This is a genomic window from Gluconobacter potus (assembly GCF_015244705.1).
In the GTDB taxonomy this organism is placed as follows: domain Bacteria; phylum Pseudomonadota; class Alphaproteobacteria; order Acetobacterales; family Acetobacteraceae; genus Gluconobacter; species Gluconobacter potus.
This window is the reverse complement of sequence record NZ_JABCQF010000003.1, coordinates 12,916-39,333: the sequence shown is the minus strand read 5'-3', so window position 1 is coordinate 39,333 and position 26,418 is coordinate 12,916. Positions and strand designations below refer to the sequence as shown.

Annotated in this window: 25 protein-coding genes; 12 read left to right on the top strand and 13 right to left on the bottom strand. The window is 60.2% G+C overall.

Annotation, left to right across the window (positions count from 1 at the left end; all coding sequences use genetic code 11):
- The first annotated feature begins 83 nt into the window (after positions 1–83).
- Together HKD31_RS06590 and HKD31_RS06585 are read left to right on the top strand one after the other, a co-directional pair.
- On the top strand, positions 84–491 hold the full coding sequence (locus HKD31_RS06590; protein WP_194265327.1) for a hypothetical protein: 408 nt from the start codon (positions 84–86) through the stop codon (positions 489–491).
- A gap of 55 nt (positions 492–546) precedes the next feature.
- On the top strand, positions 547–1,176 hold the full coding sequence (locus tag HKD31_RS06585) for a TetR family transcriptional regulator (RefSeq protein WP_062496700.1): 630 nt from the start codon (positions 547–549) through the stop codon (positions 1,174–1,176).
- Positions 1,177–1,182: 6 nt separating this feature from the next.
- Here HKD31_RS06585 and HKD31_RS06580 read toward each other — a convergent pair whose 3' ends face one another.
- Complete coding sequence (locus HKD31_RS06580) at positions 1,183–3,390, bottom strand: TonB-dependent receptor (protein ID WP_194265326.1); 2,208 nt, start codon at positions 3,388–3,390, stop codon at positions 1,183–1,185.
- 151 nt (positions 3,391–3,541) lie between these two features.
- Positions 3,542–4,096: a 5' nucleotidase, NT5C type gene (locus HKD31_RS06575; protein ID WP_194265325.1), complete on the bottom strand. Its 555-nt coding sequence runs from the start codon at positions 4,094–4,096 to the stop codon at positions 3,542–3,544.
- A 295-nt stretch (positions 4,097–4,391) separates the two neighbouring features.
- Between HKD31_RS06575 and HKD31_RS06570 the strand changes: the two genes are divergently transcribed.
- Positions 4,392–4,670, top strand: coding sequence for a con-10 family general stress protein (locus HKD31_RS06570; protein ID WP_194265324.1), 279 nt, complete (start codon positions 4,392–4,394; stop codon positions 4,668–4,670).
- Positions 4,671–4,765: 95 nt separating this feature from the next.
- On the opposite strand, the gene HKD31_RS06565 is transcribed toward HKD31_RS06570, so the two are convergent.
- From HKD31_RS06565 to HKD31_RS06550, 4 genes are all read right to left on the bottom strand, one after another.
- Complete coding sequence (locus HKD31_RS06565; RefSeq protein ID WP_194265323.1) at positions 4,766–6,388, bottom strand: TolC family protein; 1,623 nt, start codon at positions 6,386–6,388, stop codon at positions 4,766–4,768.
- The gene (locus tag HKD31_RS06560; protein WP_194265365.1) at positions 6,388–8,097 is read right to left on the bottom strand and encodes an FUSC family protein; all 1,710 of its coding nucleotides are present in this window, start codon (positions 8,095–8,097) and stop codon (positions 6,388–6,390) included. Before HKD31_RS06560 ends, HKD31_RS06565 begins: the two co-directional genes overlap by 1 nt.
- A gap of 100 nt (positions 8,098–8,197) precedes the next feature.
- Positions 8,198–9,247, bottom strand: a complete 1,050-nt coding sequence (gene mdtN, locus HKD31_RS06555) for a multidrug transporter subunit MdtN (protein ID WP_194265322.1) — start codon at positions 9,245–9,247, stop codon at positions 8,198–8,200.
- A 2-nt stretch (positions 9,248–9,249) separates the two neighbouring features.
- The gene (locus tag HKD31_RS06550) at positions 9,250–9,525 is read right to left on the bottom strand and encodes a YtcA family lipoprotein (protein ID WP_194265321.1); all 276 of its coding nucleotides are present in this window, start codon (positions 9,523–9,525) and stop codon (positions 9,250–9,252) included.
- A gap of 165 nt (positions 9,526–9,690) precedes the next feature.
- Here HKD31_RS06550 and HKD31_RS06545 point away from each other — a divergent pair, with 165 nt between their 5' ends.
- The 3 genes from HKD31_RS06545 (at position 9,691) to HKD31_RS06535 (ending at position 11,534) form a co-directional block, all read left to right on the top strand.
- Positions 9,691–10,245: a YceI family protein gene (locus HKD31_RS06545; protein WP_062496688.1), complete on the top strand. Its 555-nt coding sequence runs from the start codon at positions 9,691–9,693 to the stop codon at positions 10,243–10,245.
- 85 nt (positions 10,246–10,330) lie between these two features.
- Positions 10,331–11,275 carry a ribokinase gene (locus HKD31_RS06540; protein ID WP_194265320.1) on the top strand — a complete coding sequence of 315 codons (945 nt, stop codon included), beginning with the start codon at positions 10,331–10,333 and terminating at the stop codon, positions 11,273–11,275.
- A gap of 76 nt (positions 11,276–11,351) precedes the next feature.
- Entirely contained in the window at positions 11,352–11,534 is a 183-nt protein-coding gene (locus HKD31_RS06535) for a hypothetical protein (protein WP_024717098.1), read from the top strand.
- A gap of 87 nt (positions 11,535–11,621) precedes the next feature.
- Here HKD31_RS06535 and HKD31_RS06530 read toward each other — a convergent pair whose 3' ends face one another.
- Complete coding sequence (locus HKD31_RS06530; RefSeq protein WP_062496684.1) at positions 11,622–12,029, bottom strand: RcnB family protein; 408 nt, start codon at positions 12,027–12,029, stop codon at positions 11,622–11,624.
- A 243-nt stretch (positions 12,030–12,272) separates the two neighbouring features.
- Between HKD31_RS06530 and HKD31_RS06525 the strand changes: the two genes are divergently transcribed.
- The 5 genes from HKD31_RS06525 (at position 12,273) to HKD31_RS06505 (ending at position 18,577) form a co-directional block, all read left to right on the top strand.
- Complete coding sequence (locus HKD31_RS06525; RefSeq protein ID WP_062496682.1) at positions 12,273–13,058, top strand: DeoR/GlpR family DNA-binding transcription regulator; 786 nt, start codon at positions 12,273–12,275, stop codon at positions 13,056–13,058.
- A gap of 118 nt (positions 13,059–13,176) precedes the next feature.
- Positions 13,177–14,757, top strand: a complete 1,581-nt coding sequence (gene glpD / locus HKD31_RS06520) for a glycerol-3-phosphate dehydrogenase (protein WP_194265319.1) — start codon at positions 13,177–13,179, stop codon at positions 14,755–14,757.
- Positions 14,758–14,793: 36 nt separating this feature from the next.
- Entirely contained in the window at positions 14,794–15,690 is an 897-nt protein-coding gene (locus HKD31_RS06515) for an MIP/aquaporin family protein (RefSeq protein WP_194265318.1), read from the top strand.
- 52 nt (positions 15,691–15,742) lie between these two features.
- Positions 15,743–17,281, top strand: coding sequence for a glycerol kinase GlpK (gene glpK / locus HKD31_RS06510; protein ID WP_194265317.1), 1,539 nt, complete (start codon positions 15,743–15,745; stop codon positions 17,279–17,281).
- A gap of 249 nt (positions 17,282–17,530) precedes the next feature.
- Positions 17,531–18,577: an aldo/keto reductase gene (locus tag HKD31_RS06505; RefSeq protein ID WP_194265316.1), complete on the top strand. Its 1,047-nt coding sequence runs from the start codon at positions 17,531–17,533 to the stop codon at positions 18,575–18,577.
- Positions 18,578–18,626: 49 nt separating this feature from the next.
- Here the strand turns inward: HKD31_RS06505 and HKD31_RS06500 are convergent, their stop codons facing one another.
- Positions 18,627–19,664: a Rieske 2Fe-2S domain-containing protein gene (locus HKD31_RS06500; protein ID WP_194265315.1), complete on the bottom strand. Its 1,038-nt coding sequence runs from the start codon at positions 19,662–19,664 to the stop codon at positions 18,627–18,629.
- 238 nt (positions 19,665–19,902) lie between these two features.
- Here HKD31_RS06500 and HKD31_RS06495 point away from each other — a divergent pair, with 238 nt between their 5' ends.
- Positions 19,903–20,157: a hypothetical protein gene (locus HKD31_RS06495; protein WP_041112272.1), complete on the top strand. Its 255-nt coding sequence runs from the start codon at positions 19,903–19,905 to the stop codon at positions 20,155–20,157.
- 75 nt (positions 20,158–20,232) lie between these two features.
- Here HKD31_RS06495 and HKD31_RS06490 read toward each other — a convergent pair whose 3' ends face one another.
- The 5 genes from HKD31_RS06490 to HKD31_RS06470 form a co-directional block, all read right to left on the bottom strand.
- Entirely contained in the window at positions 20,233–21,549 is a 1,317-nt protein-coding gene (locus tag HKD31_RS06490; RefSeq protein WP_194265314.1) for a c-type cytochrome, read from the bottom strand.
- Positions 21,542–23,179 (bottom strand): GMC family oxidoreductase, encoded by a 1,638-nt coding sequence (locus HKD31_RS06485; protein ID WP_194265313.1) that lies wholly within the window; start codon positions 23,177–23,179, stop codon positions 21,542–21,544. The genes HKD31_RS06490 and HKD31_RS06485 overlap by 8 nt, the downstream gene beginning before the upstream one ends.
- Before the next feature lie 20 nt (positions 23,180–23,199).
- Positions 23,200–23,817 (bottom strand): sorbitol dehydrogenase family protein, encoded by a 618-nt coding sequence (locus HKD31_RS06480; protein WP_041112275.1) that lies wholly within the window; start codon positions 23,815–23,817, stop codon positions 23,200–23,202.
- Between the two features lie 424 nt (positions 23,818–24,241).
- The gene (locus HKD31_RS06475; protein ID WP_194265312.1) at positions 24,242–25,888 is read right to left on the bottom strand and encodes a lactate permease LctP family transporter; all 1,647 of its coding nucleotides are present in this window, start codon (positions 25,886–25,888) and stop codon (positions 24,242–24,244) included.
- A 158-nt stretch (positions 25,889–26,046) separates the two neighbouring features.
- Positions 26,047–26,373: a hypothetical protein gene (locus HKD31_RS06470; RefSeq protein ID WP_194265311.1), complete on the bottom strand. Its 327-nt coding sequence runs from the start codon at positions 26,371–26,373 to the stop codon at positions 26,047–26,049.
- Positions 26,374–26,418: the final 45 nt, after the last annotated feature.

Sequence of the window (26,418 nt, the reverse complement as noted above, 5' to 3'; positions counted from 1 at the left end):
CGCGATCGGGGCTGGGCCTCTATACACGGTCAGGGACAGGAGGGTGTAGCAAAACGGTTCCCCTCCGGCAAAGAGGCAACACCATGAAAATGCTGTCCGCTCTGCTCAGGGCTGCTACAGAAGGTTGCATGACGTCTTCCGGCACCGCACTGATCCCGCTGACCTTCCTGTCCGATCCGGCGGAATGGCCCGAAGAACGCAGGCGCGACGCCCTGCTCATCGGTGAGGCGGGGGCGGATGGCGGATGGGGAGATGTGGCCGATATTCCGGCAGCCTCGCCTTTCATGAACCGGCATGCGGCGGGATGTCTGTGCTGTACGCGTGAGCCCGTGGCCATGGTTCTGGCGCAGGTGTTTCAGGATCGGGTGGTTGGCAGACGCCCGTTTTTCCGTGAAGTTGCCATCCTGACCGGGGCGCAGGATCTTGTGGCGGTCCGGCAACAGCTTGAAAATGACGTTCTGGTCCGCGCCCGTTACAGGCTTGTGCCCTGAAGGGTTTTGCAGATCGGGTCTATGCTCTTTGGGGACTTCGGGATAACTGGACGGCATGACGACTGACGCAGAACAGGACGGGCCGCTCCGGCAGCGCAAGAAGGATCGCACCCACGCCGCGCTGGTGCGGGAGGCCATGCGCCTGTTCTCGACCTATGGTTACGAGGAAACATCGGTCGACGAGATCGCCGAAGCCGCGCAGATTTCGCGGCGGACGCTGTTCCGGTACTTCCCAGGCAAGGCGGACATCATTCTGGCCTGGACCGGCGGCGTGACCACGATCCTGACCGAAGCCATTCGTGACGTGCCGCTGGATATTCCGTTACAGGATGCCGTTCTGGCCGGACTGGTGCCGGTCGTGGCGTGTTATTCGTCCGACAGGATGGATGCTTATGCCGTTGTCAGGCTCGTGGAAGGCACGCCAGCCCTGAGGGATATGGCGCTGCGCCGGTATTCCGAATGGGAAGAAACGCTGGCCAATGCCCTGATCGCCCGCTTGCCCGCGACCGAAATGCCCTCTCTCGTGGCCCGTCTGCTGGCCCGGACGGCGATTGCGACGTTCCGGACCGCACTGGACGAATGGATGAAAACCGAGGGCAAATCCGATCTGGAGGCCATCCTGCGCCGGACCTTCACGCTCCAGCCCCTGCTGTGGCAGGATGACTTCCCCCTGAGTTCAGGCTGAACCTCCTCAGAGGTCCAGCTCGATGCTGAAGTGATAGGTGCGCGGCAGACCGGCGACCGCCGAGTTCGTGGCCGTGCTCACACCATTGATGCTCGACGGATAGACGGACGCCCAGTAGCTCTGGTTCGTCACGTTGTTTACCCCGAAACGGAACACCAGCGGCTGGCCGTAAGCATGGGTCGCGTAACGCGCGCCCAGATCCAGCGTGACATAGGACGGTGCAAAGGTCGTGTTGTACACGTTGGCGGCGCGACGGCCCATGTAATGGACGTTCGCATTGACGGCAGCGCCCTTGAGGAACGGCAGGCGGTAGTCCAGCAGCGCATTCGCCATCAGCGGCGGCACGCCCACGACCTGCTTGTTGGCCGTTAGCGATGATCCCGTACCCAACATCTGCGCATCCAGCCAGGTCATGCCGCCCAGGAAGGTCAGATCGTCGGTGATGTTGCCGGAAGCCTGGAACTCGACACCGTAGTTCCGCTGCAGGCCGTAATTGGCATAGACCTTGGTGACGGGGTCCGTGAAGCCATAGGGGCGGGACATGCGGAAACCGGCAATATTCACCTGCATGCGCTTGGCGATGAGGATCTTGTAGCCGACCTCATATTCTTCCGAACGCAGTGGCGCCGTCACTTCATTGACGTTGACTGATCCGGCCGGTGCAATGGTACCGGCCTGAAGCGAACGTCCCCAGGTGAAATAGACGGTCTGGTTGTCGGTCGGCTTGTACATCAGGCTCGTCATCGGGCTGAACGCGGCCGAGCGGCTATAAGTGGATGTCTTGGTGCCTGTTGTGGCGTAGTTGTTCGTGCTCAGCCAGCTCCAGGCGAGGGAGCCCATGATCGACCAGTGCTTGCCCAGTGAAATGGTATCGCCTGCCAGCAGGGACTGGTCCATCGTGTCGGCGGATTTGTAGCGGCCGGAATAGTAGGGCTGCGCGCTGGCGAAGCTCTTGGGGTGGCCGATGGTGGCCTCACCCAGCGTCAGGGTGCCGGTGGAGGAGGTGGGGTTGTAGTTCCCCATCACATAGCCGTTCGTGCCGAGTTCGATCTGGTGGCGCAGGGGGCCGGTGCGGAATTTGCCGTTCAGGTAGGCCATGTTGCTGCCGGCCACGAAGTCATTGGCCGTGAGGGCCGCGGAGATCGTCTGCTTGTACAGGCCTGCGGAATTGAGAAGCTGGTTGGACGTGCTGAAGACGTTACGCGCCGCGTTCTGCCAAAGACCGCCGAGCTTGAGGCTCCAGTTGTCGTTGAAGGTATGGATGATCTTGGCCATGGCCGTATCGGTTTCCATGTTATAGCCCGCCTGTGGCTGGCCATAACCCTTCTGGCTCAGATCCGGCGCCTGGGGGAGCTGGATCGCGGTGCTGTAGGCAAAACCTCCCGGAAATCCGCGCTCGGCATAGGTGTACTGGCTGGCATCGAGCTGGATGACGGTCTTGGGCGAGAGGTGGATATCGAAATCGCCGCTGACGAGATCACGCCGCAGATGCGAGCCTTCGACATAGCCTTCGCCGTTCTGGTTCAACAGGTTCAGGCGATACCCGAACCAGCCGTTCTTGCCTACGCGACCGGAGACATCGGCGCTTTCCATGGGGGCGCCGATGGAGTCCGTACCCACGACCAGTCGCTCGGTCATGCGGTCCGTCGGGCGTTTGAGCGTGAAGTCGAATGTGCCGGCCGGGTTCTGCGGCCCGTAGAGCGCGCCTGCCAGACCGTTCAGAACCTGAAGGCTGTCGAACTGCTCGGCGGCATAAGGCGTGGTGATGACCATATTCAGCCCGTCCATGCGGGTGTTGGAAATCACATCGCCTTCAAAACCACGGGACTGCGGACGGCTGGTGTTCGGATCGCCGCGCATCTCAAGCTGAGCGGACGGGACATAGGCCACGAGATCGTTGATATTGCGCGCCTGCTGGTTGACCAGCACGTCATGCGGCACGACCATGATGGACATGGGCGTATCGAGGACGGAGCGTGTTCCAAGCGGGCCGAGCGCCACGTCCTTGGTCCTGTAATCCGCGGCCGTACCGGTGCCGTTGCGGCTGTGGACGGTGATGTTCTCGGCTTTCGGGGAGGCAGGGGCGGCCTTGGCCGGGGCAGCGGGATGTGCCGCTTTCTGCTTGGAAGCCGGTTGTGTCTCCGCTGCAAATGCTGGCATACTGCTCAGTACAGATCCGGAGAAGAGACAAAGCAGCAGGCGTGCGGATTTCATGGGCGGTCGGTCCTGATCGGTCTATGTCGTAAAGCTGGCTTTCCCTCTCTACATTATGGCACCCGGTGTCAAAATGATTCGCCGTGTTCAGCGACTCATGTGCTCCGGTTTGTCCGTGGCTGTTTCCTGAAAGACACAGATGTGGCCGATTTTACCGGTCCTCATCAATCCGATCCACGATTGCCAGGACATCCTGCCAGTTATCCGCACGCGGACTCCAGGTTTCCAGAGCGTTGTGTGGGGCCGTGAAAAGTACGCCCTGCCCCTGAAAGCGCCTGAAGTGGCGCAAGTTGTCATCGATCATCACATCGGCGGCCAGAATGCTCTTGTCGCCGCAGAAAACGATATTCAGCGGCGAAATGCAGGGAAAATGTTCCCTCAGCCAGGCGAATTTGGGCGCGCAGGACGCCGGATATTCCATGGCAGCCGTCGTGATGAAGACTTCGCAGGTCTCGCACAGGGCTGAAATGGCCTCCTGTGCGCCGGGCATGACGGCGAGTGAGGCGAAGAAATCACCCTGGTGCAGCATGGCTTCCATGGCCGCATAGTCTTCAGGGGACACAAGATCCCTGAAGTGTCGTCCGCGCAGTTCGGTATCGGTCCATTCATAGCCGCAGGTTCTGCGGAACCACGCACGTTGTGCAGAGAATGCATCGGCTAGGACTTCATCCATATCGACGGCCAGACGCAGGCGGAAAGGGGTCATGGGAGGCTCCGGAACTGAAAGAGGGGCAAACTCTCGTCCTGATGGAGGGCCAAGGCAAGGGGATGGGTATCGGGATTGGTAAAAATAAATGAATACTTTAATGAAAGCGTTTCATTTCCTTATGAGAAAGTATTTCAAATATGTCATTCCGAACAGAAAACTCTTTACTTAAAGTAAACTATTCTTGTTCTGTATTTCAGCAACTGTAAGCATGGGGTTCTGTTGTCGGATGGTCCGGTTCAGAACTTCTTTTTCCAGAAGAGGAGAGACCGGCATCCGCAGAAGGAAAACCATCATGTTTCGTAAATATGAAGAGAATTTCCGTATCGTTTCCGCAGTTCAGGGCACTGGAAGCGGAAGCTCCGGCAATCCGGGCAATTTTTCGCAGGATCGCGAAAGGGCCTCGGAAGCTGGCCGCAAGGGCGGCGAGCACAGTCATGGCGGTCACTCTACCAAGGAGACCTCCAAGTCGTCCTCTTCAGGGGGGGAGCACTCTACCCGTGGCTTTGCCAAGGATCCGCAGAAAGCGTCCGAAGCCGGCCGCAAAGGTGGACAGGCTTCTCACAAGTCCTGAACCGACCTGCGCGCAGACAGGAGACAATTCTCTCTGCGCGACTGCTGCAAAACCTGCCGAGGGGCTACCCCGGGCAGGTTTTGTGCGTTGGAGCCTTACTCCCGACTGAGCGATCCCGTCCCGAAGGCCAGTCCGGCCGCCGCAATCAGCGCGGCATAATAGGCATCCGAATGGCTGAGGGTCGCGTCCAGATAGCCGTTCTGGGCAATGCTGGTCTGGGTCAGGGAACCCACGCCACTGCGATAGGCGGCGGATGACGCCTCAAAACTGGTGCGCGCTGCCGTCTCCAGCCTGCCGGATGCGGCATAGGCGCTCAGGCTGGTGCGGAGGGCATTTTCCGCGGCGACGATCTGTTTGACCGAACTGTCCACGGTCTGCCGCAGGGTCGCATCCGCGCTGTCAGACTGGTCCTGCGCCTGTTTCAGAAGGGCAGCCCGCGTTCCGCCGTCAAAGATCGGCACGGTAATGCCACCGAGGATCAGGCTGCTGAACGCATTGCTGGACAGGTTGAGCGTCGGCGGGGCCTCGCTCCCCACGCCAGGAATGGAAGACAGCGCCAGACGTCCGGTCGTGTAGGCCACGTTGCCCGTCATGAAGATCTTGGGCAGGAACTCGCTGCGCGCTGCCTGAACCCGGCTTTTTGCGGCCTTGGCGCTGGCATAGGCGGCCAGAACGTCCGGCCTCCGCGAGACAGCCTGCTGTACGAACGCATCCGTCAGACGCATATCGTCCAGAGCGAGGGGGCGGCCGGAAATATCCAGCGTTTCCAGCTTGGTGGCGGGGGAAATGCCGATGGCGTTGAGCAGTTCCAGCCGGGTATTTTCCTCGTCGCCCTCAGCCTGGACGAGCCGCAGTTCCGTCTGGGCCGTCGCCTGCCGGGCCTGTGTGACATCCACAATCGTGCCCTGGCCCTGATGCAGCCGGGCTTCCGTGGCGGCTTCCACAAAACGCGCATTATCCCGCGCCTGACGCAGGAGCCGCACCCGGCTCGCGGCGGCGGCATGCGTGTAATAGGCCGTCGTCACGCCATAGATGATCTTCTGGTGCGCAGCGGTGAACAGGACATTGCTGGCGATCTGGGCCTGTTTCGTGGCCTCGATCACGGCCTCGCGCTTGCCGAAATCAAACAGCAGCCATTCCATGCCAAGCGTCTGGACTTCACCCGCGCCCGAATTGTTGTTGCGCACGCCGCCCAGCGCATTTTCCAGGCCACTCAGGCCCGAATTGACGATGCCTTCGGCCGCGCCCGCATTGCTGATCGTGGGGTTCGCGCCGTCATTGCGACTGTGATTATAGCCGCCCACCACAGTTGCGGTCAGGCGGGGCAGATAGGCGCTGCGGGCAATGCCGACCGCCAGAGCAGAATCTCGGGCAAGGTTCCAGGCCCGGCGCGTTTCGGGATTGGCGGACTGCGCAATATCGATCAGTTCCGACAGCGAATAGGCATGCCCGTTTTGCACCGCAATTTCCGGGGCTGGGGGACGCACGCGGATCTGCGTGTTCGACGGCAGGGTGTATCCAGCCGGCAGGTTCAGGGCGTGTGGATCGTGTCTGCCGGGCAGGATTTCACCATTGGCCGCGATATTGGGCTGCCATGGTCGGTCAGGGGCTGGCGGCGCGCTGTCCAGAGCCTGCGTGGCGCAGGCCGAAAGCAGAAGCGGAGCCGAATACAGTGTGACCCTGATCAGGCGCGGAAAAGGACGGGCAGGGCGGGTCATCAGGTAATCTGTTCCAGTCGGGCCATGCGGTCAGAAAAATCCGGTCGGCCCGGCGTGACGAGCAGTTCTTCCGAAAGTTCTGCCGCGTCATCGAGCGCCTTTTGTGTTGCTTCGAGCCGGGGCAGGTCAGTGCGCATATGGGCGGGTTCTGACATGGCATATTCCAGTGTGCGTTCGCTTTCCAGAAGGGCGGACTGGGTGCGGGCGATGGCATCCGACCGGGCCTGCGGCGTTGAGGCATTCGCCTGACCCTTCAGGGAGTCCGCCAGCTTGCGCAATCCCTCTCCAATCCTGTCGAAGGCGCTGGCGGGCCAGAAACTCGTGAACATGGCGTAGGTGATGAAGTTGCCCAGCATGATCCCCACGATCCGGTCCCGGGCGGTCGCCATGTCGGCCGTGGGGCCGTAGCCTTTCAGATCCGTCAGGTAAAAGGCCAGCCCGATCTGGAAACCGGCATAGGCAATGCGCTCATCGCCGGTCTTGACCCAGGCCGCGATCAGGGAAACCACAAAGACCAGCACCAGAAATCCGGTGATGTCATTCAGATGCGGCATGACGAAGACGATGGCGGCAATCCCGAGCGCCCCGCCCACGAGGGCACCTGAAATGCGAAGGGTCAGCTTGGAGACCATTTCCCCCATCGTCGGAAGGGCGACGATGAAGCAGGTGATGATGCAGGTATGAATGCCCGGCCAGTTCAGGACCTTGAACGTCAGATAGCTCAGCATGACTGCCGCCGTGCCTTTGACGGCAAAGCGGACATGATCGGGATTGCTGAAGGCATCATCGGCCAGAAAACCGGATTTTTTCTTCTGTGAGGGCGCTTTCGCATCCTCCGCAGGGGGCGTGGCAAAATCCGGCAACAGATCCGCCAGAGCGCAGGCGGTGGGGGATGCCGGGCTGACAGCGGGTCGTTCGATGGCGGCCGGATAGTCCCCATCGGCGAAAATGGCGGCCATGTCTTCAAGTGTCCGGATCAGGCAGGCGGTATCTGGCTGCGATAATCCGCTTCGGCTGGCTTCGTCGGCCAAGGCGAGGGCGGCCACGCTGCTGCTGGCGGCCTGTCTGAGGCATGCCAGATCGCGGGGGGACCAGATTTTTTCCAGCCCGGCCATTTTCGCGGACTTCATCATGTCGGTCGTGCCGGCGCGCAGCATGTCCGTGGCCTGTTCGCGGATGCGCTCATCCGGATCACGCAGGAGACGGCATGCCATGCGAAGACGCGCGGCAATACTGTCGGTCAGGATCCGGCGCGGGGACGGGCAGATCAACAGGCCGAGCGCGACCATGACCGCGCCGGGAACGGCAAGAAACAGGTCCGTATAAAGCAGCGCGCGCGTCACGACTTCGCCGACCGGAACCTCATCGACCGCAATCAGCCCGTAAACGGTAATCAGCCCGAGCATGTAAGCGACGGGTTTGAGCTTGCTGGCCGATCCCAGGAAGAAAAATATGAAGGACAGCAGGGCAATGACGATGACCAGCCCCATCGGGTGATCGAGTGTCAGGCGGATCAGGCCGTAAATGATCGTCAGCAGGATCAGGACCGCGACATTCACCCCGACACCGGCCAGGGCATTGGTGACGCGGTCCTTCTGCCACAGCGCCATCGTCACGAGGGCCGGGACGGCGAGTTCCGGAACCTGCCAGATTTCCCCGACCAGCACCGTCGTCGTGCATCCGGCCGCCATGCGAAGCGCATAGCCCATGCGTCCCGGAGCGGGATTGCACACCAGACGCCAGATGCGCGAAGGACTCAGCCCGGGGCGCATCAGGTCCGGACGTGGGTCCTCCAGTGAACGGGCGGTTTCAGGGACAGGCAGCGCCATGCCGGATCTCGACCGTCGCGGTGGCGCCAAGCCGCAGCAGAAGGGGATTCGCCTTTTCCAGCCGGATGCGGACCGGGAAGCGCTGGGCCACATGCACCCAGTCCATCTGTCGCGGCACGATCGGCAGGGAGCGCGCAATTCCAGCGGAATCCGCCGAGAGCACACCCCATCCAATGCTCTCGACATGCCCCCGCAGCGGCGTGCGCCGGTCGATCATGGAATGGACGGTCACGCAGTCTCCGATCTGCACGGCGCCAAGATTGATCTCGCGGATATTGGCTGTGGCGTACCATTCATCATCCGCAATCAGCGTGAACAGAACCTGCGACGGCGCCAGGACTTCGCCCGGTTTGACCCGCAGGCTGGTGACGTAACCGTCAACCGGAGCGATCACGGTGGTCTGCCGCAGTTCATAACGCGCATGATCGAGTGCCGCCTGACTGGCATCGCGCGCGGCAATCGAACTTTTCAGATCTCCGATCGCTGTGGTCGCCGCAGCGGACTGGTTGCGGGACTGAGCCAGCGAAACTTCGGCATCATGCAGGGCGACACGGGCCTGATCATACTGCTGCCACGGGATGTACGATTTCCCCGCCAGAGGCTGAAGCCGCTGGACGGTGCGTGCTGCAAGATCACGGTTGGTCTGGGCCCGGACGACCTGATCGTCGGCGGTGGCGGCATTGGACGTCTTGATGCTCAGCAGGCGCGTCTGGTTTTCAACTTCCGCGCTGGCCAGATCCAGATTGGCCTGCGCCTGCCGGACGGTCAGTTCGTAAGGCTCGGAATCCAGCCGGTACAGCACGTCGCCTTTGTGCACGTGCTGGTTGACCGAAACATCCAGTTCCTTAAGGCGCCCGCCCACGGTCGAGGCGACATGCACCATTTCCGCGTCGATGCTTCCGCTGTCGGAGGAGGGGTGGGTGCTGTCTTCGTGGGAGACGTGGACGCCGAACAGGACGGCCACCCCCACGCAGACAACCGCGATGACAATGCCGATCGGCTTTTTGCCGGAGACTGAAATGCGCTGCACGGTCAGGGTCCGAATACCAGGGTCCACACGCCCAGTGCGGCGATGACGCCCAGGGCGACATAGGTGAAAAGGCGGAAACTGAGCAGGACATCGAGCCCCGTCAGCAGAAAGAGGATCCGCAGCCCGACGGCTGTGGCGACACCCACGAGCCCGCAGACCATCCAGTCCGGAAAATAGGCGCCGGCAATGGGAAAGGACGGAGCGCCACGAAGAGAACATCCTCCCGTTGCCAGAAGGACGAGGCCGGAAAGGCAGGAACCGAGGTGGGCAGGTCGCATGAGGGAAATGGAAACTTTCGCGCGGCCATATAGGGACTCGGAGCCTATCACATCCTTTTCCGAAAGCCACAGTTCAGCGTAAGAAACGGGAAGTCGGAAAAGAAAACCGGAACGTCCTGCGGAAGTTTCAGCAGACAGGAACTGTGAAGACGGTGGTGTGAAACAATGACGGACAGATTTTTCCCTGCAATGTTTCTTCTGGGTCTGCTGATCAGCGGGCAGGCTTTTGCCGCCCGACAGGATCTTGTCCTGTCGCCGGTCAATACTCAGGCTCTTCTGCACGCGCGCTCGGCCCTGACGGATATTGACGGGGACTTCGGAGATGTGTCCGGAACACTGACTTACGATCTGGACCGGCAGAGCTGTCATGTGGACATGACCATGAATGTCAGCTCCCTCAAAGTCGGCAGCGCCGTCCTGAAACAGGTCATGCTTTCGGGCATCATGCTCGACAGCGATACCCATCCCGTCATGAAATATGTGGGGGACTGCCGTCCTCGGATTGTCAACGGGCAGCTCCGGACAGAGCTTGCGGGAAAACTGACCATGCGCGGGCAGACGCATCCGCTCGTCCTCACGACGGAGCTTCAGTTCCAGGGCAACACCCTGATGCGTATCGTCAGCCATGGCAGCTTTGACCAGCGGCAGTGGGGCATGAGCACGCTTCTTCATTCGGTGAACCCCATGGTCCGTGTCGAGACCGTGATCCTCATGAAGTAATTCCTGCCATGCTTGAAGGGCTGCGGGCCATCCGATAAGCAGGCTCGGAAAAATCCCTGTTTCTCCAGCTTCTGGCCTTGTGGACATGACCTTGCGGACGCCCCTGATCCTCTCCTTCGGCAGCATCAACATCGATCTGACGGCCCGCAGCCAGCGGCTTCCGCGCCCGGGCGAGACCGTTCATGCCGAGAGCTATGCGATCGGTCTGGGGGGCAAGGGCAGCAATCAGGCCGCCGCAGCCGCGAGACTGGCGCAGGCATTCGACGTGGATGTCGCTCTGGCGGGGCGTGTGGGGTGCGATGCGTTCGGCGCTCAGGCCCGGGCCAGCCTGGCCGGGTTCGGGGTGGATCTGTCGCCCCTGCGGGATGATGCGGACAACCCGACCGGGATTGCCCTGATCGGGATTGATGCTGCCGCGGAAAACTGCATCACCGTCGCGGGCGGGGCGAACATGGCGGTGGATGAGACGGATATCGTGGCCGCGGCGCCCTGGCTGGATCGGGCGAAAGTCCTGCTGCTGCAGCTTGAAATCCCCCAGTCTGCCGTTCTGGCTGTGGCGCGGCGGACCCGCAGCGCGGGTGGCCTCGTCGTGCTGGACCCGGCTCCCGCGCCGGAGCATGGACTGCCCGAAGCGCTGTGGTCCGAGATTGACATTCTCACGCCCAATGAAAGCGAAACCTTCAGCCTGACCGGCATCCGTCCCGCAACAGTGGAAGAGGCGCGCGGGGCCGCGGAAATCCTGCTGGCGAAAGGTGTCCGGGCGGTTCTGGTGAAGATGGGGGCGAAGGGCGTGTTCTGGCATGACGGCACCGGATCAGGTCATCTGCCGCCATTCCGGGTTGTTCCGATCGATACCGTGGCGGCTGGAGACTGCTTCAACGCCGGTCTGGCCGTGGCGCTGGCCTGCGGGGAAAGTCTGCCCGATGCGGCACGGATTGCGTCTGCCTGCGGGGCTCTCGCCACGACCCGTCATGGCGCTGCCGATGCTGCTCCGGAATGGAATGAGGTCGCAGCTCTGATCCGGATTTGAAAAAACCCTGCTTGCGCCATCAGTTTTTTGGGTTCAGGGTCCCGGGCACAAAATTGCAGAATAGGCCCGTGGAAAAATGACCAGAAAACGTATCATCTGGATGGTTCTGTCCGGCGCTCTCATGACGGCGTTTTTTCTTGTCGCCTGCATGACGACGACCATGGACGCCGCCGGGCATATTCATGCCAGCTATTTCTGGATGACCGGCTTCGTCATTTTCGCCATCGTGCATGTTTATTGTACCTGCATGTCGAAATGATCTCCGGATCACTTCTGTCTTGTGCAGGTACGAAAAAAGGCAGGACCCCATGGGAGCCCTGCCTTGCCGGTCTGGAATGGATCGCGGTCAGTACGGTCCGGGACCATATCCAGGAGCCACTGCGCCAGGCGGCGCTACGGGAACGCCCGGCTGCATCACGCCGCTGTTTGCCGCCACGACACCGGCGATGAGGCCGGTTGCCAGAGCCGTCAGCAGAAACTGGTCGCCGTAACGCATCCAGTAATAGCCGCGTGGCGGTGCATAAAGGCCGCGATAGTTGCGCCAGTTGTTGATGGCCCAGCGGCTGCCACGGGGGCCGTCATAACGGTCGCCACGACGCCAGATGCGGTTCTGGCCGCCACCATGACCGCCCCCTCCGCGAAAATCCCCATGGCCACCGCCGCCTGGACCGCCGCCTCGTGGATCGGCAGAGGCGAGAGGAGCTGCGGCGAGGAAGCAGGCAGCCATCAGTCCTGCAAAAAGTCTTGTCTTCATAACGCACCTTCAAACCCAGTCATGGCATCCCGGATGAAACGGTCGGGAGCATGCTCTGAACTGTCATAAAGCCCTTAAAGCGTGGCTGGAATATGGCTTTTGGACCGTGCTGTGTAACGACCTGGAAGAGCCCCGGTTTCTTTCTGCGATATGGAACGGGTGTAGCAGGGTCTTCACCGGCTTTCCGTGTGATACAATGTGCGCTTATGTTCGTTTTCTCACATTCCCTGTCCGGATCGCACCATGTCTCATGAGCCCCTTCAGACCACCCCCCGACAGGACCAGATCGTGCGTCTGGTCCGCAGCCAGGGCTACATGGCCAATGAGGACATGGCGCAGCATTTCGGCGTTGCGGTCCAGACCATTCGCCGGGATGTGACCTATCTCGCCGGGCTGGGGCTGCTGTGTCGGCATCATGGCGGCGCGACACCGGTCTCGACCGTTGAGAACCTGGATTATGACGCGCGTCAGATCCTCAATTCCGCAGCAAAAACTGCGATCGGGCGTTATGCTGCCGCGCTGATTCCAGATCGGTCTTCGCTGTTCATCAATATCGGCACCACGACGGAAGCCTTCGCCCGTGCGCTGACAAACCACAGGGATCTGCGGATCGTGACGAACAATCTGCATGTCGCGTCGCTGGTTTCGGGGCGGGCGGATTTTCATACCGTCATCGCCGGCGGGCAGTTGCGACCGCGGGACGGGGCCATTCTCGGGGCGACCGCCATCGAGACCCTGTCGTCCTTTCGCACGGAATTTGGCGTGATCGGGATCAGCGGAATCGAGGAGGACGGAACCCTGCTGGATTTCGATCTGAGCGAGATCCAGTGCGCGCGGACCATCATCCGCAATTCACGCCGGGTCCTGCTACTGGCCGATCACACCAAGTTCACTCGCCGCCCCATGGGGCGGGTCGGCAATCTTGAGGATATTGATGATCTGATTACCGACCGGCCGGTCTCAGAGGCGTTTCAGCGCCATCTGGACGCGGCAGGCGTCACGCTCCATGTGGCTGAAAATAACGTCTGATTCCTCACAGCTCCACACTATTGCGTTACGAATCACATAAAACGCTTTCTTTATCGCTCAACATGCTCCAAAACGAACATCGACCGCTCGTTTTGGAGCGTGATGACAGGAGAGTGTGATGTCATCGATTCACGAGATTTCATCCCCGGCCGGCGCATCCGCGCCTTACGACCTGCTGGTTGTGGGTGGCGGGATCAACGGCTGTGGAATTGCGAGGGATGCCGCGGGCAGGGGGGCAAGCGTGCTTCTCGTCGAGCAGGATGACCTTGCCAGCCATACGTCCTCCGCAAGCACCAAGCTGATTCACGGGGGCCTGCGCTATCTCGAATATTATGAATTCCGGCTGGTCCGCGAGGCCCTGATGGAGCGCGAGCGTCTGCTGAAGATCGCACCGCACATCATCTGGCCGATGCGCTTCGTGCTGCCGCATTCCAAGATGCTGCGTCCGGCCTGGCTGCTGCGGACGGGGCTGTTCCTTTACGATCATCTGTGCCCGAACATGACGCTGCCGCGAACGAAGGCTCTGAACCTGCGGACGGCTCCGGCCGGGAAGCCGCTGCGTTCGGAATATGTGCGCGGTTTCGAATATTCGGATGGCTGGGTGCAGGACAGCCGGCTCGTGGTTCTCAATGCCATGGATGCCGTGCGCGTTGGCGCGAAGATCGAAACGCGGACGCGTCTTGTCAAAGCCGTGCGTGGACCGCAGGGCTGGACCGCCACGCTTGAAAACACCCGCACGGGTGAGCAGAGCACGGTTCAGGCCAAGGCCCTCGTCAATGCGGCGGGTCCGTGGGTTGCCGAACTGCTGAAGGATCGCCTGAACGTGCCGAGCCGCAATCGCGTGCGTCTGGTCAAGGGCAGCCACATCGTGGTGCCGCGCGTTTTTGAAGGTTCGCAGGCCTACATCTTCCAGAATCCGGACAAGCGGATTGTCTTCGCCATTCCTTACGAGCAGGATTTCACCCTGATCGGCACCACGGATGTTCCGTGGGAGCAGGATCCGGCGCATGTCGAGATCTCGCCTGACGAAATCACCTATCTGTGCGAGAGCGTGAACCGCTACTTCACGAAGACCGTCCGTCCCGAGGACGTCGTCTGGACGTATGCGGGCGTGCGTCCGCTCTATGACGATAATTCGGGCAACGCTTCGGCTGTCACGCGCGATTACGTCCTGGATGTGGATGCGACTGCCGCGCCGATCCTGTCGGTTTTCGGTGGCAAGATCACGACCTTCCGCAAGCTGGCCGAACACGCGGTCGAGAAGCTCGCGCCGCATCTCCCGGTCCTGCGCAAGCCGGGCTGGACGGACGGTACGCCGCTTCCGGGTGGAGAGTTCGCGCCGAAGGATTTTGACGCCCAGCTCAGCCGTTTCCGGGCTCATGCGCCGCATCTGTCCGAGCGTACGTCCTGGCGCCTGATGCGCAATTACGGGCTGCGCGCCTATATCATCGCTACGTCCACGCCCGAGGGGATGGGCCAGATGTTCGGCGACACACTCAGCGCCCGTGAGGTGGACTACCTCATCGATAACGAATGGGCCCGTACCGCCGAGGACATCCTGTGGCGTCGCTCGCGGCTTGGCCTGTTTGTCAGCGATGCCGATCGCGCGGCCCTTCAGACCTATGTCGAAGGCCGTTTGCAAGGGGATGTCACCCCTCTTTCCAATCCAGACCAGGTCGCACGTCAGAACGTCGCCTGAGCCTTATCGCTTCCTTTTTCATGGCGGATGCCAGTCATGTCAGAAAACAGGCGTTATCTTGGTGAACTCCTCTCGGAGTTCTTCGCTGTCGCAATCATCATCCTCTTCGGAGATGGGGTTGCGGCCATGTACTCGCTCTACGATCCCAGTCCGTACAAATCGGCCTACTGGGGCGTGTGCATCGTCTGGGGTCTGGGCGTGACGGTGGCGATCTATGCCACTGGCGCTGTCAGCGGAACCCACGCCAACCCGGCCGTTACGCTGTCTCTGGCCATGTTCCGTGGCTTTTCGTGGAAGAAAGTGATTCCTTACATGAGCGCTCAAGTACTCGGCGGTTTTGCCGGTGCGGCGCTGGTGTACTCACTTTACGCCCCAGTCATCGACCACTTCAACATGGCGCATAACCTGACGCGTGCCGTCGATGGTGGAGCTTCCGGGGTATTCTTCACCCAGCCCGGTGATTTCATCACGGTCTCCCATGCGTTCTGGGACGAAATGGTCATGACTGCCATGCTGGTGTTCGGTATTTTCGCAGTCACCTGCCAGTACAACACACAGGCTCCGCAGGCTAATTCCGGCGCTCTCATTATCGGTCTTCTGGTAGCGATCATCGGGGCATCCTGCGGTTATCTGGAAGCCTGGGCCATCAATCCGGCCCGTGATTTTGGCCCGCGCCTGTTCTGCTTCTTTGCGGGGTGGGGGCAGAGTGCACTGCCGGCTCCGGGCAACTATTTCTGGGTTCCGGTCGTGGCTCCGCTGGTGGGGGGGCCGATCGGGGCGGCCCTGTACCAGTTTGGCCTGCGTCCTTTCATGCCACGTTATCTGGAACAGACCATCACCGTGGCGCCGGACGGGATCAATCCCGCCGAGCCGGTTCTGGTCGTGTCCAATCCGGACGACCCCGCATTTCCCGTCGTCAACCGGATCTCCTGAAATCCGTCTGAAACCCTTCGAACTTCCAAGATCTTTCGCCGGAGAACACATCATGAGCAAGAAAGACTGCATCCTCGCCATTGATCAGGGCACGACCTCGACCCGCAGCATTGTCTTCGGAAAGGATGCGCAGGCTCTGGCCATTTCCCGCCGTGAGTTCCCCCAGCATTATCCAGAACTGGGCTGGGTCGAACACGATGTCGAGGACATCTGGCGTGATGTGCTCGCCACCGCGCGCGAGACAATCGACGAAGTCGGGGGGCCGGAGCGCATCGCAGCCATTGGCATCACCAACCAGCGCGAAACCATCGTGATCTGGGACCGTGAGACGGGTCGCGCCATCCATCGCGCGCTCGTCTGGCAGGACCGTCGCACGGCGCATGAATGCAATCTCCTGCGCCAGCAGGGCAAGGAAGCCATGGTCCGTGAAAAGACCGGCCTGCTGCTGGACCCGTATTTCTCGGCGAGCAAGATCGCCTGGCTGCTCGATCATGTCCCCGATGCCCGTCGCCGCGCGGAAGCGGGGGAACTGGCGGCGGGTACGATCGACAGCTTCCTGCTGTGGCGTCTGACCGGGGGCAAGCGCCATGCGACGGACATCACCAATGCCTGCCGCACCTCGCTGTTCAACATCCATACGCAGGAATGGGACGAGGAGCTTCTGAAGCTTTTCAATGTGCCGCGCGCCCTTCTGCCGGAAGTCTGCGACAACAGCAGCGATTTCGGTGAGACGGAAGCCAAGCTGTTCGGCGAGAAGATCGCCATCGGCGGCATGGCGGGCGACCAGCACGCCGCCGTCATCGGGCAGGCCTGCTTCCACGAGGGCATGGCCAAGGCGACTTACGGCACGGGCTGCTTCATGCTGCTCAACACCGGCGAGAAGCCGATCATGTCCAACAACCGCCTGCTGACCACGATCGCCTATCGCATCGGCGGCAAGACGTTCTACGCGCTGGAAGGTTCCATCTTCGTGGCGGGGGCCGGCATCAAGTGGCTGCGTGACGGGCTGAAACTGATCACGCATGCCTCCCAGACCGACGATATGGCGACCCGCATCCCGGACAGCCATGGCGTCTATATGGTGCCGGCTTTCGTCGGCCTCGGCGCTCCTCACTGGGACCCGGATTCACGCGGCCTGATCTGCGGCCTGACGCTTGGCTCCACGCAGGCGCACATCGCGCGTGCCATGCTGGAATCCGTGGCTTACCAGACTTATGACCTGATCCGCGCCATGCGTGAGGACGGGGCCATGCGCACCAGCATCCTGCGCATCGACGGGGGCATGGCCGTCAATGACTGGTTCGCCCAGTTCCTGTCCTCCATGCTCAAGGCCGAGGTCGAGCGTCCGGTCAATATCGAGACCACCGCACTGGGCGCGGCTTTCCTGGCGGGCTTGCAGGTCGGACTGTGGAAGAACCTGGACGAGGTCGCGGCCACCTGGAAGCAGGAGCGTGTCTTCGCACCGAAAATGGACCCGGCACAGCGCCGCATCATGATCGACGGCTGGCACGACGCCGTCCGCCGGACACTGACGCCGCCTGCTCCGGTTGCGCAGCCCACGGCCGGGGTGACCTCGATCCGCGCGGCCTGATCATCCACTCGTGGTGCATATAAAACCGGCGCCCTCATAAGGCGCCGGTTTTATAGGGAGTGTTATAAATAATAACTCTGAAATACAGAAATTTATATTCCATTTTATTTTATAAATACCTTCACAATGAAGTTTTCGTGTAAGTAAATCCACCTTTCTTCCTGCGCGTCAGGTATCGACCTGAGCGGGACTGTGAGCCTCGTTCCGCAGGGCCGCTCATAAAAAACGCGCGCTTGAGGAAGAAATGACATGAAACCAACGGAAAAACGCTCCTTCGGCCGGGGTGCAACGGATGTCACGGCTTTTGCTTTCGGAACTGCCCCTCTGGGTAATTTTCTTCATGAAGTTGGCGAGGAAGACGCCCGGACCATGATCGACATGGCATGGGACAGGGGTGTGCGGCTGTTTGACACGGCGCCGATGTACGGACACGGACTGGCAGAACTCCGGCTTGGGCAGGCCCTGCGCTGGAAAAACCGCGATGATTATGCCCTGACATCAAAAGTCGGCCGTGTCCTTCATCCAGCCCCTCGCGCCAGCATCGATTTTGCGCCCTGGAATAACGCGGCCGCCAATACCATGGCGTTTGATTATAGTTACGATGGGACGATGCGCGCTTTTGAAGACTCCCTTCAGAGGCTGGCGCTCGAACGCATCGACTTCGTATTTATTCACGATATTGACCGCTTCACACATGGAAACGCGCAGCCCGAATATTTCAGACAGGCGATGGACGGAAGCTGGCGCGCACTGGAAAAGCTGCGTTCCGAAGGCGTCGTCAAGGGTATAGGGGTAGGCGTTAACGAATGGCAGGTCTGCCACGAAGCCCTTCAGCAGCGCGACTTCGACTGCTTCCTTTTGGCTGGGCGTTACACACTTCTGGAGCAGGATGCGCTGGAGAGCTTCCTCCCGTTATGCGAGGAGCGGGGCGTCACGCTCATGGTCGGAGGAGGGTTCAATTCCGGAATTCTTGCAACCGGAGCGGTCCCCGGCGCGAAATACAACTATTCACCCGCGCCTGCGGAAATCCTTGCGAAAGTCGCGCGGATTCAGGACGTGTGCCAGCAATATGATGTTCCCCTGCCTGCGGCAGCCCTGCAATTCGTTGTCGCGCATCCGGCCATCCGGGCATTTTGCGCGGGAACCCGAACGATGCAACAACTCGACCAGAACCTTGGTTGGTTTGATCATCCGATCCCACCCGGGTTCTGGGAAACGCTGAAAAATCAGGAACTTCTTGCTGAAAATGCTCCCGTTCCACCCGATCCGGTGGGACGGGAGTTGCAGATGAATTGAAAATCCTCCCGCATTCCACTCTTTCGGAGCGGGATGCGGTTTTTATCGCTCAGGCGCTGAAGAACTGGCTGAATCCCATTCCGCGCAGGGCCCGGCGATAGGCGATCGAACTGCGATCCGCCATGACATGCGCTTCCAGTGTCGGATCGAGCGGCAGGTTCTCGGGCTTCTGCGCCTCAACCAGCGCGCGGTCTTCCTCAAAGACCTTCCGGTTGAAATCATAGACTGCCTGAAGCGGGATATGCTTGTCGAAGTTCCGGCAGATCGGCGAGAACATGCGTGTCATCCGTGCGGAAACGGGTGAGGCGGCATTCATGATGACCAGCCGTCCGTCATCCGGAAAATGGATTTCCAGTGTCGCCACGAAAGGCACATGGACGCGGAAATGCCGCAGCCATTCAAATCCCGGCTTTTCCCAGTCCTCATGCCCGACCGGAAAATTGCTGACCGTGCTGCGATATTCCGCCTCGAACCCGTCTTTCGTCATTCTGGGCATATAGGACGGGACGACAGGGTTATCGGGATCGGCGAATGTCTCGGTATGGACAAAGGCAAAATGCGCCACGTCGATGAAACCCTCGACCTGACGTCCTGCGAAACCCGCGATGTCGATCCAGGGGCAGTTGATCTGCTCATAATCCGGATCATCCCAGTGTGGCATCGGCGGGATCGTCACGGTCCCGTCCGAATTCAGGCAGGTCCAGATCAGCCCGTATCGCTCGACGGCCGGATAGGTGCGCAGGTTTAGTTTGGAGGGAATGGCGCTGTCAGGGTGGGCGGGTACGCGCACGCACTTTCCGCCATTGCCGAAGCGGAAGCCATGATAGGCGCAGGCAATCGTTTCCCCATTGCCCGTGCCCATGCTGAGCGGGACGCCACGATGCGGGCACAGGTCATCGGCAATCACGATCGTCCCGCCCGCGCGATAAAGCACGAGAGGCACGTCGAGAAGCGTCACGCCCAGCGGCTTTTCTTCCAGTTCGCGCACCAGCGCCACCGGATGCCAGCAGCGGGAGAGAAGATCCCAGTCCGCCGCTTCGAACGTGCAGTTGCGGGGCAGGGGCGCGGCGGCGGTCTGTGAGATCATGGGAAGCTCCTGAACATGAGAAGATATCATTCATGATCCAAGCGTTCGCGGATATATCAAATTATGTGATAAGACGTTCGCGAAAAGAGATCGCTTGAGTGAAATCAGGCGCTTTTTATGGAGTTCCGGCTTTGATCTTGCGGGAGGTGGCAGTATCCTGCCTGTCAGTCCGGAAAATGAACGAACGCGACTGGCGTGTTTGTCCCATCCTCTGCCGGCAAACAGGAAGTATGTCCGCATGACCGTCCCGCAGCAGTCCAGCCCTTTTTTCCAGCAGCTGCGTCAGATCAACGGCGATCGGGGATTTCTTGCAAATCTGGGCGGTTTCTTCTGCGTCAGCTGCATGATGGGACTGGGCAACCTGTTCAGCCAGTCCCTGTTCCATGAAAACATGGCATGGCTTCTGGGGCCGCTCATGGTCATGATCGCGCTCTATTTCTTCCTGCCGTATTTTATCCTGCTGCTGACGAACAAGCGCTCCAGCGAAGGCTGATCCCGGACAGTTCCACAAAAAAGGGGAGATGGACCAGGTCCGTCTCCCCTTTCTGCTGCGCGGAACAGGCAGGCGTCAGTGCTGCGTATGCTCCTTGCGGACCTGGGCGACCTGGTCCGCCGTCACCTGATAGGTGCCGCTGCCGAAGGTCTTGCTGACATAGTTCACGAGGCTCGCGACTTCCTCGTCATCCAGACGCTGCACATCCGATGTGCTGCCGAAGGCCGGCATGCTGGCATGGCCATCGGCCGTCTTGCGGTTTACGCCGGTCAGGATCGTCATGATCAGATTGTCCGGACGACCGGCGCCCACGACGGAGTTTTTGTACAGGGACGGTGCATACTGATCGGCCGTACCTGCCCCATTCTGCTCGTGACAGGCAGCGCAGTTGGCGTCGAACAGGTTTTCCGGGTTCTTGTGAGACAGGTTGTCGATCCGGGTCAGCTCGCCTGAGCGTAGATCGGGGATATCGTTCGCCTTGCCGAAAGCATCACGCGGCTGATGATCGGCCGTGTCGTCAATCGGTTTGACCTGAAGCACGAAGGCCGCAAGCGCATGCAGATCCGCATCCGTCAGATGGCTCGTGCTGTGTTCGACAGCTTCGCCCATCGGGCCGGCCGCCTGGCTTTTGCCCTTGACCCGTCCGGTGCGCAGATACTGGACGACGTCGTCTTCGTTCCAGTCTCCGATCCCGCCGGTCTTGCTCGGGGTGATGTTCGGAGCATACCAGCCGGCAACCGGGCTTCCCGCCAGGAACTCATCGGATTTCTCCATGAGCATCACGTTGCGGGGGGTGTGGCATGTCCCGCAATGCTCAAGGGCCGTGGCCAGATACTTGCCGCGCCGCAGCTTGTCATAGGTCGCGGAATCGCCGGTTTCCTGCTTCTCGCTGCCTGCCAGCATGTTCCAGCCCGACAGGGTCAGGCGGATATTGCTGGGAAAGCTGAGCTGGGTTGCAGGCGGCGTTTCGGCAACAGGTTTGACCCCGTTCATGAACCAGACATAGAGCGCGTGAATGTCCTGGTCCGTCATGCCGGCATAAGAGACATACGGCATCACGGGATACAGGTTCTCGCCATCGCGCCGCTTGCCGCGACGCAGGGCTTGCTCGAAGTCATGCTCCGAGTACTTCCCGATGCCATGATCGGCGTCCGGCGTGATGTTCGTCGAGATGATGTCGCCCATGGGCGTTGCGATCTTCAGACCGCCGGCGAACGGCGTGCCGCCCGGCTTGGTGTGACAGGCGATGCAGTCTGCTGCCGTGGCGAGATAGGCGCCACGGTTCATGACATCCTGATCCACATCCGCCGCCCGTGCAGCATGACCGGACAGTCCGCCCAGAACCGTTCCACCAATAAGGAAAGACCAGAAAACGGTTTTGAAATCAGGCATGGAGCAGTTCTTTTTTCAGCGTATCGGCAACACGAAGCGCAAGGGCTGCGACGGTGAGGGTGATGTTCCCGGTTCCGACCGTGGAGAACACGGACGAACTCGCGATGAACAGGTTCTCGTGGTCATGCGTCCGGCAATGGCCATCCACCACGGAATCCTTGGGGTCCACACCCATGATGGTGCTGCCCGAGGGATGATCCTGCGGGAAGTAACCCGGCGTCCACTGCTCGTCCGTGCCGTGCATCAGGCCGATGAGGTTCTTGAACAGGCCGCGCGTGTGCTCGCAGCTGCGGACCGTGTATTCCGGCAGCTTGTAATAGACATCCGGATGCGGAATCCCGAGCGCATCCTTGTGCGTCGTGCTCAGCGTCAGGCGGTTGTCCGGGTCGGGCAGGGCCTCGTTATGGCTGAACAGACGGACCGTATGGGAGGCCAGATAGCGGATCTGCTCTTCGAGGTCCCTGCCGACATAACCCTTTGAAATTGCAAGCTGCGTTGCGAAATCGACCTGGTTGTCATCGACCATGTGCACGAGATACGCGCCGCGATCACCGCGCCAGTCGCCATCACGGAAATTGTCGATCACGTTCGTCTCGAGCGGACCGCGTCCCGGCCACAGGGCCTTGTCGCCACTGATGAACGTCACCTGCACGCCGGTATGATCCATCATGTTCCGGCCGACATGGCCCGAGCTGTTGGCAATACCATCGGGGCTCTGCTCGTCTGCCGAAACCAGCAGCAGCTTGGCCGTCTCGATGCAGTGCGCGGCGATGACGAAATACTTGCCGGTCACACGGTGCGAGCCCTTGTCCGGATCGTAGTAGTGAACGGCCGTCACCTTCTTGTTCGCGCTGTCCCGCTCGATCTTGTAGACGACCGCGTTCGGTACGAACTTCGCTCCGGCTGCTTCGGCGTGATAAACGGAATATCCGCCGTTATACATCGCCCCGATCGGGCAGATCGGCATGCAGTTGTTGTGCCCTTCGCAGGTCGGGCGACCGTCATAGGGCTTTGTGTTCCGGGCCTGCGGCTCATGCACGACGCGATAGGGCGTCTTTTCGCTGATGAGCTTGCGGAACTGCTGCGCCGCGTAGGAAATCGGCAGGGCTTCCATGGGGTAGGGCTGCTTGCGCGGGGAGCCCAGATCCTCGACCTTCGGGTCCGGACCGCACACGCCCATCATGACTTCGGCCTGGTAATAGAACGGCTCGAGATCGTCGTATTTCAGCGCCCAGTCACGGCCCTGACCATAGCGGGTCTTGAGCTCGAAATCGGACGGAAGATAACGCCATGCACAACCGGCCCAGTGCCAGGTCGTGCCACCCATCATCCGCAGATAGACCTGCTGATAGGCTTCGGCATTCGGGCCACTCGTATGCAGGTACTTGTTGGGCGTGATCTGGTTGGGCGGATGCTCGGCCCAGGGCGTGGACGGGAAAGGCCCCTGATAGGACGGCTTGTTTTCCAGATTGCGGAAATTGTCCACGAAGTGCTGCCGGTCCACACGCGGGCCGGCTTCGAGGACGACGACGGAAATGCCTGCGCGCGCCAGTTCGTTCGCAATGGAACTGCCCGCAACGCCGGATCCGACGATGACGACATCGGCGGAAAGATTCTGATCTGAAGACATAGGAGATGCTGTTCCCGCTCTCAGGTAGGTTCCACGTCGAACTTCGATGGCGACAGCGCAGGCGCGCCGGTCGGCTTGTCGACTTCAGGCGGCTGCGTCGTCCAGTAGAACGGGCCGCCTGCGGCGTAGGTTTTGGGGTAGATGGCGTCCTTGGTGATGTCGAACATCAGCGCCGAGCGATAGACCACGACCTTGCCGTCCGCGACGCCGCGATACCAGCCGGTCATGAGGTCATGAATGACGTCCTTGAACGCCGGGTCGGCCTGCTCGGCTGCCTTGGCGAAGGCGGAGGCGCTCTCGTAGGTTCCGCCGTCCAGCAGATCAGCCAGTTTTGAGAGCTGGGCCTTGCGCTCGGGTCCCGACTGGAGAATGCGCTCGTAAAGCGCCTTTCCGATCCGCGGGTCGAGAGAAGGGCGGTCCGTCAGGCGTGTCGAGACCTTCATGAAGCGTTCAAGTTCAGGATCGGCGCCGGTTGCAGGCTCTGCGGCCACGACATTTCCAGCCGCCAGAACACCCATGCCGGCCATGCCCGTCATCAGCGTATCACGACGTGACATCCGCATCAGCCGGTTCAGGCGCATGGCATTGGGAGAGGAAACATGGAGGTCAACAAGAGGGCAGTGACGATCTTTCGTCATGTAAAATCACTCTTCGCATACACTCGAGACTGATGACAGGACCGTGATCCGCGTCACCTTCAGAGGTCCGCAGCCTACAGAGACAGCGTGATCATGCAACCGTGAACGGCCAATTATCCGGAAATAATCCCGAAAAAGGGCAAGTCAGGAAGAGGTACCAGAGAAGGATAACTAACGAAAACGCCCGTTGTCTTATTATGGTTTCCAAGGATTTATGAAGATCTATGGGAGGATTTATTACCTCTATCCTTCGTGAATTAGGCAGAGTCGGCACCGGGTCCTCATCTGGGGCTTTTTCGACGTTGCGAATGTTTCGCAACTCGGCACCTTGATGAAGAAATAGGGTACTTTTAGAGTCCTGTAAAAGAAAAGGGGCGCAGATGTGCCTCTGCGCCCCTTCGATACTGCTGTCAGAAGGAGCGGGCTATGTGCCCACCCCCATGAAGACCAGCGCCGTTGTCATCAGCCCGACCAGAATCGCCAGAACGATGCTGCATTTGAGCGTGAACTGGAGCAGGGCGCCTTCCTGTCCCACCAGTCCCACGGCGGCTGAAGCCACGGCGATGGATTGCGGAGAGATCATCTTGCCCACGGCCCCTCCAACCGTATTGGCGGCGACCAGAAGCTCCCCGCTGACCCCGATCTGACGGCCGGTTGCTGCCTGAAGCCCGCCAAACAGCGCATTTGAGGACGTATCGGAGCCTGTCAGGAAAACACCCAGCCAGCCAAGCAGGGGCGCGAAGAAGGTGAACGCGCCCTTGGTCATTGCCAGAACCAGGGCCAGCGTCGTGGAAAGGCCCGAATAGTTGGCCAGAAACGCGAAGGCCAGCACCATGCCGATGGCATAGATGGGCGTTTTCAGTTCCCGCAGCGTATCCGTGAAGGTCGCGACAGCGTCCTTCGGGCGCATTTTTAGGAACAGGACAGACATGACGCCTGCCAGCAGGATGGCCGTACCCACGGAAGAGACGAAATCCACCTTGAAGATCGCGGCATAAGGCGTCGGGCTGGGAACGATCGGTGCCATTTTCAGGACGAGGTTGTGCAGCCCCGGGAAGCGGATGACGAGCACCGTCCAGTCCAGCGGTCCACCGGCTGCGAAGAGGGCCTTGACGGGTTTGATGCTCCAGACAGCCACGAAAGCCGTCAGGATGATGAAAGGAGACCAGGCCCGCAGGATCTGCGGTGCCGTATAGGTTGCCTTCTCGACGATGGCGTCGGCGGGTGTCTCTCCGGTTTCGAAGCGGAAAATCCGGCTCGGCTTCCAGATCCGAAGGAAGACGGGGATCGCCACCATCGTGACCAGCGGAGCTATGATGTCGGGAAGCTCGGGACCGATCACGAGGGCCGTCAGGGTCTGCGTAATGGCGAAGGTGGCACCCGCGACCAGAATGACGGGCCATGTCTCACGGATACCCCGCAGTCCGTCAACTACGCCGACCAGCCAGAATGGAATGACGATGCCGATTACGATCAACTGCATCACGACCAGCCGGCCCACCATGTACGGTTCCGCTCCGATCACCTGGGCTCCCACGATCACGGGGATGCCCATCGCGCCGAACGCTCCCGGGGCTGCATTGGCGATCAGGCACAGTCCGGCGGCGTAGATCGGGGGAAAGCCGAGGCCGACGAGCAGGGCTGTGGTGATGGCCACTGGCGCGCCGAAACCGGCAGCACCTTCCAGAAACGCCCCGAACGCGAAGGCAACGAGAAGAAGCTGGATGCGCTGGTCTTCCGAGACCGTCGAAATCGAATGGCGGATGATGTCGAACTGACCGGTCCGAACGGAGACTTTATAGAGAAAAACCGCCCCGATGATGATCCATGAAATGGGCCATAAACCGTAGGCAAAGCCATAAAGACACGCGGCCAGCGCCATGAAGACTGGCATGCCGTAGAATGCGACGGCCAGCACAAAGGTAATTCCGACAGTAATTGTACAGGCAATATGCCCTTTCATGCGCAGGTATAGCAGCGCGAAGAAGAAAAACAGGATCGGAATGAGAGCGATCGCGCCGGAAATCCAGATATTTCCTATGGGATCGTAGACTTGTGCCCAGGATGACATTCAGGGAATCTCCAAAATAAAAATTAAGTGATAATTGAAAAATTGATCTCTTTTTCTCGTGTTCTTTTGAGGAGCGTATTTTTTGAAAACAACAAGTGCAATAAGGACTGAATATAATTACCGGTAAACTTTATGACATACTGTTTTAATTAGTTAGTTTATTGCGTGTCTTGTTTTGTAAAAATTTTACCCCTGATGGGCGCTGATTGGTAAAAACACTTTTCTCTTGGGGTAATATTTCTGAACAATTTTGATTTTGTGCAGGAAAAAATTACAGGAAATGGTGCCTGGACAGAGTCATCCTCTGAATACTTGTCGCGATCGGCGACAGTGGTTTCATGACTATTTGCCGCTGAAATGAAAAACGGAGGCATCCGGGGAAGAATTTCTGGACTGTCCGGCGCATGCGGCAGGAGATTCTGTTTTTCACGGCCCCGGCCTGTGAGGCGGGAGTGCTCTCCGAACACGGAAATATGTGCGGTCACGACGCCGTGGCCCGTGCCGCGGAATGCCTTGTGGTGCTCTCGAAA

Coding starts and splice junctions, on each gene's coding strand:
- HKD31_RS06590 (WP_194265327.1), top strand. CDS start 84: ATGAAAATGCTGTCCGCTCTGCTCAGGGCTGCTACAGAAGGTTGCATG.
- HKD31_RS06585 (WP_062496700.1), top strand. CDS start 547: ATGACGACTGACGCAGAACAGGACGGGCCGCTCCGGCAGCGCAAGAAG.
- HKD31_RS06580 (WP_194265326.1), bottom strand. CDS start 3,390: ATGAAATCCGCACGCCTGCTGCTTTGTCTCTTCTCCGGATCTGTACTG.
- HKD31_RS06575 (WP_194265325.1), bottom strand. CDS start 4,096: ATGACCCCTTTCCGCCTGCGTCTGGCCGTCGATATGGATGAAGTCCTA.
- HKD31_RS06570 (WP_194265324.1), top strand. CDS start 4,392: ATGTTTCGTAAATATGAAGAGAATTTCCGTATCGTTTCCGCAGTTCAG.
- HKD31_RS06565 (WP_194265323.1), bottom strand. CDS start 6,388: ATGACCCGCCCTGCCCGTCCTTTTCCGCGCCTGATCAGGGTCACACTG.
- HKD31_RS06560 (WP_194265365.1), bottom strand. CDS start 8,097: ATGGGCTATGCGCTTCGCATGGCGGCCGGATGCACGACGACGGTGCTG.
- HKD31_RS06550 (WP_194265321.1), bottom strand. CDS start 9,525: ATGCGACCTGCCCACCTCGGTTCCTGCCTTTCCGGCCTCGTCCTTCTG.
- HKD31_RS06545 (WP_062496688.1), top strand. CDS start 9,691: ATGACGGACAGATTTTTCCCTGCAATGTTTCTTCTGGGTCTGCTGATC.
- HKD31_RS06540 (WP_194265320.1), top strand. CDS start 10,331: ATGACCTTGCGGACGCCCCTGATCCTCTCCTTCGGCAGCATCAACATC.
- HKD31_RS06535 (WP_024717098.1), top strand. CDS start 11,352: ATGACCAGAAAACGTATCATCTGGATGGTTCTGTCCGGCGCTCTCATG.
- HKD31_RS06530 (WP_062496684.1), bottom strand. CDS start 12,029: ATGAAGACAAGACTTTTTGCAGGACTGATGGCTGCCTGCTTCCTCGCC.
- HKD31_RS06525 (WP_062496682.1), top strand. CDS start 12,273: ATGTCTCATGAGCCCCTTCAGACCACCCCCCGACAGGACCAGATCGTG.
- glpD (WP_194265319.1), top strand. CDS start 13,177: ATGTCATCGATTCACGAGATTTCATCCCCGGCCGGCGCATCCGCGCCT.
- HKD31_RS06515 (WP_194265318.1), top strand. CDS start 14,794: ATGTCAGAAAACAGGCGTTATCTTGGTGAACTCCTCTCGGAGTTCTTC.
- glpK (WP_194265317.1), top strand. CDS start 15,743: ATGAGCAAGAAAGACTGCATCCTCGCCATTGATCAGGGCACGACCTCG.
- HKD31_RS06505 (WP_194265316.1), top strand. CDS start 17,531: ATGAAACCAACGGAAAAACGCTCCTTCGGCCGGGGTGCAACGGATGTC.
- HKD31_RS06500 (WP_194265315.1), bottom strand. CDS start 19,664: ATGATCTCACAGACCGCCGCCGCGCCCCTGCCCCGCAACTGCACGTTC.
- HKD31_RS06495 (WP_041112272.1), top strand. CDS start 19,903: ATGACCGTCCCGCAGCAGTCCAGCCCTTTTTTCCAGCAGCTGCGTCAG.
- HKD31_RS06490 (WP_194265314.1), bottom strand. CDS start 21,549: ATGCCTGATTTCAAAACCGTTTTCTGGTCTTTCCTTATTGGTGGAACG.
- HKD31_RS06485 (WP_194265313.1), bottom strand. CDS start 23,179: ATGTCTTCAGATCAGAATCTTTCCGCCGATGTCGTCATCGTCGGATCC.
- HKD31_RS06480 (WP_041112275.1), bottom strand. CDS start 23,817: ATGACGAAAGATCGTCACTGCCCTCTTGTTGACCTCCATGTTTCCTCT.
- HKD31_RS06475 (WP_194265312.1), bottom strand. CDS start 25,888: ATGTCATCCTGGGCACAAGTCTACGATCCCATAGGAAATATCTGGATT.